At 37.2% G+C, this 12,024-nt stretch carries 9 protein-coding genes; 2 read left to right on the top strand and 7 right to left on the bottom strand.

The window, feature by feature from the left end:
• Window positions 1-91: 91 nt before the first annotated feature.
• The 3 genes from BW986_RS15145 to BW986_RS15135 form a co-directional block, all read right to left on the bottom strand.
• Window positions 92-784 carry an SDR family oxidoreductase gene (locus BW986_RS15145; protein WP_076368708.1) on the bottom strand — a complete coding sequence of 231 codons (693 nt, stop codon included), beginning with the start codon at window positions 782-784 and terminating at the stop codon, window positions 92-94.
• 238 nt (window positions 785-1,022) lie between these two features.
• The gene (locus BW986_RS15140; protein ID WP_076368707.1) at window positions 1,023-2,507 is read right to left on the bottom strand and encodes an alanine/glycine:cation symporter family protein; all 1,485 of its coding nucleotides are present in this window, start codon (window positions 2,505-2,507) and stop codon (window positions 1,023-1,025) included.
• 565 nt (window positions 2,508-3,072) lie between these two features.
• Window positions 3,073-4,704, bottom strand: coding sequence for a PucR family transcriptional regulator (locus tag BW986_RS15135; protein WP_076368706.1), 1,632 nt, complete (start codon window positions 4,702-4,704; stop codon window positions 3,073-3,075).
• Between the two features lie 529 nt (window positions 4,705-5,233).
• Between BW986_RS15135 and BW986_RS15130 the strand changes: the two genes are divergently transcribed.
• On the top strand, window positions 5,234-6,115 hold the full coding sequence (locus tag BW986_RS15130) for a LysR family transcriptional regulator (protein WP_076368705.1): 882 nt from the start codon (window positions 5,234-5,236) through the stop codon (window positions 6,113-6,115).
• A gap of 345 nt (window positions 6,116-6,460) precedes the next feature.
• Here BW986_RS15130 and BW986_RS15125 read toward each other — a convergent pair whose 3' ends face one another.
• Complete coding sequence (locus BW986_RS15125) at window positions 6,461-6,802, bottom strand: hypothetical protein (protein WP_142244628.1); 342 nt, start codon at window positions 6,800-6,802, stop codon at window positions 6,461-6,463.
• 332 nt (window positions 6,803-7,134) lie between these two features.
• On the opposite strand from BW986_RS15125, the gene BW986_RS15120 reads away from it, so the two are divergent.
• A complete protein-coding gene (locus BW986_RS15120) occupies window positions 7,135-7,602 on the top strand; it encodes a DUF2306 domain-containing protein (RefSeq protein ID WP_076368703.1) in 468 nt (155 codons plus the stop codon).
• Between the two features lie 287 nt (window positions 7,603-7,889).
• Here BW986_RS15120 and BW986_RS15115 read toward each other — a convergent pair whose 3' ends face one another.
• Genes BW986_RS15115 through BW986_RS15105 form a run of 3 tightly spaced genes read right to left on the bottom strand, consistent with a single transcriptional unit; the run spans window position 7,890 to window position 11,911 of the window.
• Window positions 7,890-9,470 (bottom strand): hydantoinase/oxoprolinase N-terminal domain-containing protein, encoded by a 1,581-nt coding sequence (locus BW986_RS15115; RefSeq protein WP_076368702.1) that lies wholly within the window; start codon window positions 9,468-9,470, stop codon window positions 7,890-7,892.
• Window positions 9,470-10,564: an S-methyl thiohydantoin desulfurase family protein gene (locus tag BW986_RS15110; RefSeq protein ID WP_076368701.1), complete on the bottom strand. Its 1,095-nt coding sequence runs from the start codon at window positions 10,562-10,564 to the stop codon at window positions 9,470-9,472. The genes BW986_RS15115 and BW986_RS15110 overlap by 1 nt, the downstream gene beginning before the upstream one ends.
• 27 nt (window positions 10,565-10,591) lie before the next feature.
• Window positions 10,592-11,911 carry a purine-cytosine permease family protein gene (locus BW986_RS15105; RefSeq protein ID WP_076368700.1) on the bottom strand — a complete coding sequence of 440 codons (1,320 nt, stop codon included), beginning with the start codon at window positions 11,909-11,911 and terminating at the stop codon, window positions 10,592-10,594.
• Between the last annotated feature and the right edge of the window lie 113 nt (window positions 11,912-12,024).

The following is a 12,024-nucleotide window of genomic DNA, read 5'->3' as shown; positions in this document are numbered from 1 at the left end:
ATTCAACACTCCTAAAATGTAAGTATTTTTTATCTTTATTAATTTTAAATAGACTCTAACTAATATGACTTTGTATAAACACCTTATTTTGTTAATTCTTATATTTATTGTCTTTAATAACCACTTCTTCAACTAATACGTTTTTTCGCGGTTTGATACTTTCCATGATGATATCAGCAACATCATCTGGTTCCATATACGTTTCCTCTATTCTAGCCCCCTCCCATAATTCAGTTTTCATGTTCCCCATATAAGCTCCAAATACCCTGATCCCAGTATCCTCGAGTTCAATGGCTAGATTTTCAGTAAACCCTCTTGCGCCAAATTTACTCGCACTATAAACAGACTCATTAATTTTCCCTCTCTTACCTGATAGAGATACGATGTTGACAATACAACCCTGATTTCTCTTTTTCATGTCGTTTAATACTTCTTGAGTACAAAAGATAGTGCCTTTTAAGTTAATATCAATCATTTGATGGACAGACTCTTCGCTTAAATTTTCCGTCAAATCAAAGAAGCCAACTCCTGCATTATTTATTAATAGATCAATTAGTCCAACTTCTTCTTTAATCAATTGCATGGTTTTTACTACATCATTTTTAGACGAAATATCTATTTCATAGATAGAATAATTGTTACTTAATGTTTCAGCTGTTCGAGTAAGTTTTGTTTTGGTTCGTCCAAGCAAGCACACGTGACAGCCTAGATCAGAATATTTTTTTGCCAATGAAGCACCTAACCCACTTCCAGCCCCTGTAATAACAACAACACGAACATTCATATGAATTTTCTCCCTTTCGTGGATAAAACTTCGACATATATAAGATACCTATTAAATTTTCGCCCATATCTTTACAAAGAGCGGCATGAGCGGAAAACATATCACTATTAAACATACGAAATACACAGTCTGGTATAATGCATATTGGAGTGTTTGTACACTTGGTTGAGAAGTTAATCCTGCAAGATATCAAATCGCCGTATCAACGATATCCACCCCAACATCAATCACTTTTTTCTTAGGAAGGTATATTTTTTCTTTCTATTAATTCAGAATTTTCTCTTTTTTCGGACTCTCTCTCCCAATAATCAGCGTTTTTAAATCCTATCTTTACTGGATCGAACACAGGATTTTTTCCTTCTTTCTTCTGATTTTCATAGTCCTTTAGTATTTTGAGTGCAGGTTTTGTGAGAAGAAGCAGAGCAATAACGTTTAACCAGGCCATACTTCCTAAGCCTGTGTCTCCTAGAGCCCATGCCAGAGCAGATGTTTTCACACTACTATAGAAGACAGCAATCACCATGCCAATTCTTAAAATATAGCTCGGCCAAACCATTTTCACCTTACGATTACGATTAAGAAAAGCAAGGTTCGTTTCTGCAGTATAATAGTATGACAATAAAGTAGTAAAAGCAAAAAGTGTGAGGGAAATAGCAATAAATGGTGACCCGAACCCTGGTAATACCGATTCTACTGCTTGTTGCGCATTAATTGCGCCTGGCTCAATGTTACCAATATTATTTACAATTAATGGTTTTCCTTCTGCTCCGACATTATACATTCCTGTAACAAGAATCATGAATGCAGTTGCTGAACAAAGTATCAATGTATCTATATAGACAGAAAAGGCCTGGACTAATCCTTGTTTAGCAGGATGGGATACTTCTGCAGAAGCAGGTCCAAACGTTTCGCTACCGACTCCTGCTGCGTTTGCGTATACCCCTCTTTTTACCCCCCATACGATTGCAGAACCTATAATCCCACCAAAGGTAGCATCCATACCAAAAGCACTATTAAAGATGAGCGCAATTACACTAGGCAATTCATTGATGTTGGCAAGCAAAACTATAAAACATACAACAAGATAAGCAATTGTTTTAATAGGCACCAAAAACTCAGAAGCTGTTGCAATTCGTTTGATACCACCAAAAATAACCAGACCTAGAGCAACAACAAATATTGATCCAGTTACCACAGGTTCTACGCCGAATGCATTATCCATTGCAGCAGAAACAGCGTTTACCTGTACACCCGGCAGCAGAACTGCCGACACAATCATGGTAACAATGGCAAATAATACGGCAAACCACTTTATTCCTAAACCTTTTTCAATATAATAAGGGGGGCCTCCTCGAAATTCACCATCTTGTTTGCTTTTATATACTTGAGCAAGGGTTGTTTCAACAAATGAGGTACTGGCTCCAAGAAAAGACGTAACCCACATCCAAAAGACTGCACCTGGTCCTCCATATGCAATAGCCGTAGCTACACCTGCAATGGTTCCTACTCCTACTCTACTGCCTAGTGACAAAGCTAATGCTTGGAAAGAGGAAATTCCAGAAGAAGAACTCTTGCTATCAAACACCAATACAGCCATTTCCTTAACGTATCTCAACTGAAGAAAACGAGTAGCAATTGAGTAAACTAATCCAATTCCCAGAAAGATAAAAACCAAAACCGGACTCCAAATATACCCATTCAACCAATTTACTAATGTCTCCATTAAAAACCGCCCCTTCATTCATTTATTCCTTTTCTGAAATCTCATTTTTGCCAACGGTTTTAAAGAGATGATGACAATAGTGTCTTCCTCTTAAAGCTTAATTTAAAAGTATGTTTCTGTTTAAACCAAGCCATACTATTGTTGCTACCTACTTTAAATTTCGGTAATATCTCCCTTTCCGAAATAATAAACAAATCTGCAAATGTCTCATTTAAAGCTTGTACAGATTGGTGAGCAATGATTAAATGATTGGGTATCTTATCATCTTTTAAAGATTGATTTTGTTTTTTTAAGGGATAACTTGAACTTCCCCTTTATTAGAGATGTTGCCTACTATGGCTAATGCTTGGAAAGGAGAAAACCCTTAACCAGAACTTCCACCTTAAAAAATTAACTTTCTCATGTCCTTGAAATGTCTTATTTGAAGGAAGTGAGTAGCTATTAAATAGAATAGTCCTAATTACAAGAAAATTTAAACCAGTGCTGAACTCCAAACAACTCCATTGCCATTGTGCCAGTTTATAACTTCCTCCATATAATTCTCCCCCGTCAAAACTAAAGTTCTTTAGTACAAACTATTAGCTGCCCTTGGCAAGGAAGAGTATTCATACTCCGGCTTAGAAGTAGAAAGATATTCATAAGCAGAAATTGCTACTTCAATCGCTTGACGCTTATAGGAATCCATAAAATCTCTTCCGATTAATTCGTACAATTTTTCAAGGCGATGGTACAAGGTCTGGCGAACAATATGGAGCTGTTCGGCTGTTTCTTTTTTTGCACCTTTGCATTGTAAATATGTTTTTAGTGTTTTTAGCAACTCACCGCTATTCTGCTGATCTTGTGATAGAACCGGACCCAAATAATCTGCAATAAAGTCGTTAAGAATTCCTTGATCATGGGCGGCTAATATCATGCGGAAAATATATAAATCCTCATAAAAGTAACTGCTTAATTCATTTGGTATTTTTTCTCGAATATTTAATGTTTCGATTGCTGTATGATAACTATTGTTAACATGACTTAAATTATTCACAAATTTCCCTACACTAAATTCAAGGAATTTTTGTTTTTTTATAAAATCAGATCTTTTCAAACATTCTATTCCTTCTAGCACTCTACATTTGAAATCACTATTTTTGCGGTTATTAAGAAGTACAAAAATCATTTTATTTTTTTCAGTATGAGCTAAAAGGAAGATACCTCTTTGTTCAAAAATAGAGCGAATATATAATTTTAAGTAGGTAAATTCTGAAATTACTTTTTCCAGATTATCCACTTTACAGAGTAAAACAGTACATCCATTGGGTTTGAGATTAGGTTCAAGTTCTGAAAGATATCTATGAATTTGTTCATCACTTTCCCCCCCTTCAAGCCAAGTTCGGACCCATTCAGCTTCTTTAGCCTTACTTTGTTCTTCAAAATATAGTTCGCGTAAAAGACTTTGAGCTAGAGCTATAGAACTTCGGTCTAAAATTAGAGATTCAAATTCGGTAATATCCTCCCTTTCCGAAATAATAAACAAATCTGCAAAAGTCTGATTTAGGGCCTGTACAGATTGGTGAGCAATGTTCAAATGATTGGATAACTTATCATCTTTTAGAGATTGAATTATTTGCTTTTGTTCTGCTTTTGTCTTTTTAGAGATAACTTGAACTTCCCCTTGATTGGAAATGTTCACTACTGTAACTTTTAATTGCTCATGTAAAAGTTGCAAGATTTTTTTTTGTGGATTAGAAGTAAGAAGTAATTGATTCAATTTACTCGAATATTCTTCCAATTCCGAAAGAGTTAGATAATGTTTTTTTATAAATAGACTATGTATCTCTTGGGTAATATCAATGAATTTCACTTTTTTGAAGAAAACGATTATTGGAAAATCGCAAGAGTCAGCTAATTCTATAATTGCTTTTGGTACCTTAGATAAATAAGATCCTAATTCTATACAGAGGCCAGCAGCATTAGAATTAATAGACTGTTGAACTAATGAACCAAAAACCTCTTTATCTTCATTCCATCCAACCCCTGTAGATAGAATAAGTTCATTTCCATTTAACAGATTTTCAATAGATGGCACTTCCAGAACATGGACCCATCTGACCTGCCGATATAGTCCGGATTTTCCAGCGATTACTTTTGCATGTTCAAAATGTTTATTCTGTAAAATTTCTTGAACCGATATTTCTACTTCAAAATTCATGGGAAACTTCCTCCTTATTCGGTTTTAGAGAAACTTTAATATACATACAGTGAATTCATAAAATCCTGAGCTATCTTAATTACAATGGATTATTCTATTACTCCCTAAAGATATTTGAAAATTCGGACTTTTTTAGAAATACTTTTTTGGATTTTTATTTATTCAAACATTTATTATATCCATAAACTATATCCCCTCCAATAAACATGTCACATATTCTCACATACAACTCACATCTACATATTAAATACATAGTTAAACACATTTTAAAACTGCAAAGAAAGCGCTTTAAAAAAATAGAATGAAAAACTAAATAAGCTGTTACTGTCCACTTATAACTAAAGCGTTTTCATTTTTCCTAAATAGTATTTATCATATAGATAGAGACCGTATAACTTAGCATGAAGCTACTTCAAGTTGCAGGATCGATTATATGGATTATTTCTAGTATAACCCAATATTTTGCATTATTAAAATGAATGTTTATAATGTAATGTATGAGGTGAATTAATAGAATAAGGAGATAAAGATGACACTTAGTAGATTTGAAGTATTTCACACTGTAGTCGAATCAGGGAGTCTTACAAAGGCTGGAGAAATGTTAAAATTATCACAATCTGGCATCAGCCATGCAATTAATAGTCTTGAAAATGAATTAGGTTTCTCGTTGCTCACAAGAAATCGATCAGGGATTTATTTAACAAATAACGGTGAACGTATGCTTGAATATATCCGTGATATTTTAATCTTAAATGATAGAATGAAACAAGAAGCATCAGCAATAAACGGATTAGATGTGGGTGTAGTGAGAATAGGTACATTTTCGAGTGTTGCTATTCAATGGTTGCCTTATATTATAAAACAGTTCCAAGATGATTATTCAGGCATCGTCGTGAAATTGTTTGAAGGTGATTACTCTACCTTAGAACAGTGGATTTTAAGCGGGGTTATTGATTGTGGTTTTCTCACTTTACCTACTTCGAAATCAATTGAATTTCTTCCCTTAAAACAGGATAACTTGCTTTGTATTCTATCAGATCAGCATCCTCTTCATAATCAAGATAAAATAACCTTTAAACAAATAGAAGAAGAAGCTATGATTATGCCCAAAGTAGGTTGGGATAATGAAATAAATCAAATTTTTAGAGAAAATAATATTAAACCGAATGTGAAATTTGAGGTATCAGATGATCAAGCCATTATGGCCATGGTGCAAAATAATTTAGGAATCAGTATAAGACCAGAAATGACTTTATCTCAAATCCCTAAAAACGTTCGTATACTTAATTTGGAAAAGGAGTCTTTTCGTTTTATAGGTATTGCTACAAAACCTAATTTATCCCCAGCCACTAAAAAGTTTATTGATTGTGTCCGCTCATGGCTTAGTGACCACAATTTACTGGATTTTTAACATTATAACGTCTTTTCGTGAATAAAATTAAGTGACTCAAAAAGGGGGTTACCTTTTCGAGTCACTTAATTTTATTAGAATCTGAGAACGTGCACGGAAATTATGTCGTACAGAAGAAAATTGGAGCAGCTAATTTTGAACTAACGTTGAAGTTTTACGAATTCAGCAGCCTCAAATATTAATTTGATTGGGCCGCGATATATTAAGAATATGAAAAAAAACTGACCTCTAAGTGGGCGTTCATGCTTTAACCTTATTCTTTACAGAAATGGTGCCCCTTAAGTAGAAGAAGAAAATATTTCATGAATGATAAAGGTTTTTTTTTCAGATTAAATACTATATTTTTCATTTTAGATATGTTTTAAGTTTCTCTTTATCAGAAACAGAAATCCATGGTAAATCCTGATTAACTTCATTAATACCAGGTTGGATAATGCGGCTATATAGAAGGTCACAAATACAATCATTTAATAACTGGATATCCTGGTTTGATATTTTCCGGTTATATGCTACATTAGCGGCTCCTGATTGTTTATTCATCCCCCCTATCAAGCCTCTTTGTTTTAATGAACTTCTGATCACTTCTCTAATAGCCTCTAGACTAGTCAACGGAAATACATCAAGGTGCTTAACAATCATTCTAAAAATATCATCTTTAGATAAGTCCTGTTCAATATGTTGTCGCAAATAATCCACCCCCATTCCTCAAAACATTCTTCAAATGAAACGAAAAATCCTCCTTTATCCTTAAAAAGGACGACGCATACTGCCTATTTGAGTGGGTATGCCCTTTCAACTCATAAAAAAACCAGATTCACTGACGACTATCCGCCACGAATACAGCGTCTGAACCCTTTTTGCAAAGGATGTTCCATTGTATTTTGAAACTCATCTTCCATAACTAAATTGATTTTGTTCTTTGCAAAAATTACATTCATATTTTGGTAAATATTTGTATTATAATAAAATAAATATTTAATCTGTTACGTTATGATATTGATTATTTAACGAAAGGAAAGATGCTTATCTTTCAGATCATTCTATTCATTCATATTTTCGCTGGAGGCATATGTCTTATTAGTGGAATAGGTGCTATGTCTTCAAATAAAAAAAGAGGTATGCATACAATTTGTGGTGAAATTTATCACAGTGCATATGTTGTACTCTTTGTCACATCCCTGACAATGGCAATATTGAATTGGGAAAGCAGCGCATATTTATTTTTCATTGGGATATTTTCATATTCTTTCGCATTTATAGGCTATCTTGCTGGTAAGAAGAAATGGAAAAACTGGATCGCATCTCATATTAGCGGGATGCTCGGTTCCTATATCGCCATTTGTACTGCCATTCTTGTAGTGAATGTACCCAATATAACTTTCTTGAATGAATGGAACCCATTAATTTTTTGGTTTCTTCCAAGCATTATAGGTTCACCGCTGATATTTTTGGTTGGACAGAAGTATAAAAAATCCAATTCAATCTAAATGCAGTCCAAAAAGCTCCTACAAATTCATTTAACAATTCCCGACACAAAAAAAGCCCCTCGATTAAGAGAGGGGCTTTTAACAATGGAGGAGTACCACTTAGGGGGTAGTACAATAATATAATTATCGCCAATCAAAAACATTTATATTCAATGTTATTCGGCAAACAAGTTAGTGTATAAGCTTATTTATCTGTGTTAGCATAGCGCCTCGCCTTTTCCACTTACTGAAAAAAGAAAAGCTTCCATCTGCACAGTAAATAGCTAAACTACAGTCCCCTGCCACGCCTACACCAGTTCATTCATTTCAGTCTGGGCTAAATCACCAGCTGCTTTCACACGAATACGGGTTGCATTCCCAGGCATATACGCTAAAGGTACATCTTCTATATCGACAATAACAAGCGTTTCTGGATCGGCTCCGGCGCTGATCGCTTCTGACATCGCTATTTCCTTTGCCTGTTCCAATGCTGTTTCCCTTCCTATTTCAGCTAGTGCATATACTTTTTCAATCTGTCCGCTAACCTGTGAGATAGCCGACCCAATGGCATTTGCTACACCTGAATGTAACGGGCGTATGACTTCAGATGCACCTTTTAATTCCTCAGGTAAAAGGATGCTTCCACCTCCAACGAGAATGACAGGCACTGGTGCAGCACTTGTTTTCATCTTATCAATGGCTTCTTCGACCAGATTGACCATATTTAAATAGACTCTATTTAATAATTCCTTATCAAGGTGAGCCACTTTTGAAGCATCCCCAAGTTCCACCTTACCAAGAGCCACAGCAACATCAGTTGTCGTTAAAGTATCACCTCCGAAAATCAAGGATTTTTCTGGCAGTCGGTAACCGACACTGTCGGGTCCAATTGTAAACTCCCCATTATCTTCTATGCGGATTATTGTCCCTCCGCCAAGTCCAATCGAAATTAAATCAGGCATCCGGAAGTTTGTTCTGGCTCCTCCAATCTCTACTGCCAAAGAAGATTCCCTTGGAAACGATTGAACTAGAACACCAATATCTGTTGTTGTCCCCCCAACATCAACAACGATTGCATCTGTTAACTCACTCAAATAGGATGCTCCCCTTAATGAGTTAGTCGGACCGCAAGCAACAGTGAAGATTGGGTATTTAACCGCATATTCAATTGACATTAATGTCCCATCGTTTTGGCAAAAGAATACTTTTGCCTCAATTCCTTCATTCTTCAGGGCATTGATGAATCCGTCAGCAGTCGTTTTAGCGACATTTACGACAGCAGCATTAAGAATCGTCGCATTTTCCCTTTCCAGTAAACCGACTGAACCAATTTCTGAAGATAAAGAAATTGAAATTTCTTCTCCCAGCACTTCTTTGAAAATTTCACTTGCTCTTTGTTCATGTGTTTGCGATACAGGTGAGAAGACAGATGTAATCGCGATGGAATCCACTTTCCCATTGATTTCTTCTGCAATTTGATACAAACGGGCTTCATCTAATTCAACAATCTCACGGCCATCATATTCATGTCCGCCGCGGATTAGGTATACGTATTTTCCGAGTACTGCGCAGAGGTCTTCAGGTACGCCGATCAGCGGTTTAACTGCTAAAGTAGCCGGTGCACCAATACGGATTGCTGCGATTTTGTTTAATCTCTTTCGTTCAACGATAGCATTTGTACAATGGGTCGTACCGAGCATTGCATACTTAATTTGCTCCACCGGAACCTTTGCATCATCGATTATTTTTCTCATTGCTGTATAGATGCCAATGGAAACATCCTCCGTTGTATGCGATTTCGTTTCCGAAATGACCTGATTATATTGATCTAAAAGCACTGCATCTGTATGGGTTCCCCCGACATCAATTCCTATTCGATAAACACCCATTATGCTATCCCTCCTTTTTTCACTAGTTCTTCAACAGGTACATAACCAACTTCATAGCCAAAGTATCTTGGGCCTACAGCTTCAATTCCCTTTTCCGTTCGCCACTTAGGATGGCATGGCATTCCGATCACCACGCATCTTGCTCCATATCTGATCCCTTCAGTAGTGATTGGCAAGCCTGTTTCTGCATCAAGCACGGCAATCAAATCTGGAGTGACACAAAGCAAGCGTTTCTCTGTCTGTGCAATTAAATGTTCATTTTGGAATCGCACCTCGAGTTTTTCTCCCTTATACTCATTGATTCCCTCGAATGTTGCCACACCTCTAGCAAATCCCGCCTCTGTCTTGCGGTTGATATCACTCACTTTTCCACGAAACAATTCAAACCCGTCCGCCTTATTCAACACTTCTTTTATTGGATCAACATTGTTTTGCTTTGCAAGCCTTATTGTCTTGCCGATTTGTTCTTCTAAACTTAGTATATTTCTAATTCCACTTTCCTTTATATTCTTTCCTGTCATTGGATAGATGGCTGTCATGGTGGAACCGCCCATTTCAATCGTTGCGGCACGGGCAATCCTTTCCGTCCAGACATTGTTTATGGTTGAGAGCAGTGACGTATTGCCTTTTTCATCCGCAAGAACCATCGGAGTGGCTGCAATTCCATCCAAATAGAAAGTGACCATCTGCAATTCGGGGAAAGCTCTTCCCATTCCATCAACATCCACTACAGGCAAGCCAAGTTTGGCAGCAAGCGCAAGTGGCACCATCGAATTCACTCCGCCTGCTTCAATCGGCATCGTTGCAAAAATCTTTTTTCCTAAATAAGCTTCGAGGTTTTTGAAAGCAGCTGTTGCTTCTTCACCACTTGGAGCTTTTTCCAACATTACCGTCGGTGCTCCCATCATCGCGGAAGGAACTACTAGTGCGTCATCAGGAACTTCATCCACATCCAACAATGTGATTTCCCCGTATTCTTCAATTGCCTGTAAAGCCATTAGTTTACCAATGTAAGGATCTCCTCCTCCACCCGTTCCGAGTAAAGCCGCACCTACTGCTATATCTTCAATTTCCTGTTTACCTAATCTCCTCATTTTCTCACAACCCCCGATTTTCAAAAATTATGATGCGATATGATCCCTATTCTCTTTTTTCCCTTTGATGGCTTTTGTGAATAACACACCTGCGTAATAGATAATGCCGCTTATTAGAAGGGAATTGATAGATGGTATGCCAACTGTAATGAAATAGCCGCTTGCAAATCCTGCTGCCCAGGCAACTAATGTAACTGGATTCAATTTTTCAGGCTCAGATGGCAATGTTCCTTTTTCCCTGCTTTCATCAAGGGCTTTTCGATACGTTCTAAGCACGAAGTAATCAACCACCATAATTCCGGCTATTGGAGGTATCATGATTCCAAGTAAAACAAGGAAGTCTACAAATCTATCAAGAATGCCCATAATGGAAAGCAAAGTGCCGATAGCACCAATTACAAGTGTAACGAGTCCTCGATTCATCTTGACCTTAAAAACAGAATCGAAAATATTAGTAAAGCCAAGAGAAGAGGAATATAAATTTACGTTATTAATTTTCACTGTGGAAAAAACGACAACTGCAGCGCCAAGCCAGCCAGATGTTTGTAGCATGATGCTGACGACATCGCTCGTTTTTGCTGCATGGGCCATTAACACAGCGATCATTCCCACCCCTAGTTCACCCACTAGCGTACCAATGGTAGTCATCCAAAAAACATCCTTACCATTTCGGGCAAACCGACTGAAGTCAGGTGTGATTACGGCACCAATAATGAATCCTCCAGCAACCATTGTTGCACCCACTCCCAGAGAAAGACTCTCTCCCGGAGGCGGCGTTCCCATTAAACTTAAAATGGAATGATCACTAAGAACTTGATAGATGCCAATCCCTACCACCAATAAAAAGGCAGGAACGGTAATTTTAGCTGTCATGCTTAATAGCTTAAAACCAAATATAACCAGCACAGTTACACCTAATCCGGTAATGGCAGCTGCAATTGGGAGGGTCAATTTACCGTCGGTGGCTTCGACCAATCCATTAGCAAAAACAGTGTTCTGCACTCCAAACCAGCCAATTGTACAAAAAGCAATGACCGCGCCAATGATACTCGAACCATACCTGCCGAATCCTGTCCAACGCGACAATAGACTAGTTGAAAGCCCTTCACGTGCACCGGCATAACCGATTAGAAAACTTATAACTTGTAAAATGACACTTCCAAACATCATGGCCCAAAACGCCTGCCAAAAAGTCATTCCGTATCCTAATGCCGCTCCTAGCATAAATTGAGAAAGTGTAGCAAGGGCACCGACTCTGACAATCATGATATCCCACATTGGCAATCTCGCATTTTGTGGAACTCTCGATAGAGAGTAATCGTCTCCCAACTTTGTATGATCTTCCATAAACTCACCCCCTATGAATTACTCCTCAGCTTTATCGATCAACTTGGAGATTTCCCTGCCTTTTTAAAGCTATCCTGAATCTTTAATATCCTGAATATTCCGTTAATTCACTT

Origin of the sequence: Peribacillus simplex (assembly GCF_900156045.1) — a bacterium.
GTDB lineage: Bacteria > Bacillota > Bacilli > Bacillales > DSM-1321 > Peribacillus > Peribacillus simplex_D.
Note: the sequence above shows the minus strand (reverse complement) of the source record. Positions and strands in the feature narration are given on the sequence as shown.

Coding starts and splice junctions, on each gene's coding strand:
- BW986_RS15115 (WP_076368702.1), bottom strand. CDS start 9,470: ATGGGTGTTTATCGAATAGGAATTGATGTCGGGGGAACCCATACAGAT.
- BW986_RS15135 (WP_076368706.1), bottom strand. CDS start 4,704: ATGAATTTTGAAGTAGAAATATCGGTTCAAGAAATTTTACAGAATAAA.
- BW986_RS15140 (WP_076368707.1), bottom strand. CDS start 2,507: ATGGAGACATTAGTAAATTGGTTGAATGGGTATATTTGGAGTCCGGTT.
- BW986_RS15105 (WP_076368700.1), bottom strand. CDS start 11,911: ATGGAAGATCATACAAAGTTGGGAGACGATTACTCTCTATCGAGAGTT.
- BW986_RS15110 (WP_076368701.1), bottom strand. CDS start 10,564: ATGAGGAGATTAGGTAAACAGGAAATTGAAGATATAGCAGTAGGTGCG.
- BW986_RS15145 (WP_076368708.1), bottom strand. CDS start 784: ATGAATGTTCGTGTTGTTGTTATTACAGGGGCTGGAAGTGGGTTAGGT.
- BW986_RS15130 (WP_076368705.1), top strand. CDS start 5,234: ATGACACTTAGTAGATTTGAAGTATTTCACACTGTAGTCGAATCAGGG.
- BW986_RS15120 (WP_076368703.1), top strand. CDS start 7,135: ATGCTTATCTTTCAGATCATTCTATTCATTCATATTTTCGCTGGAGGC.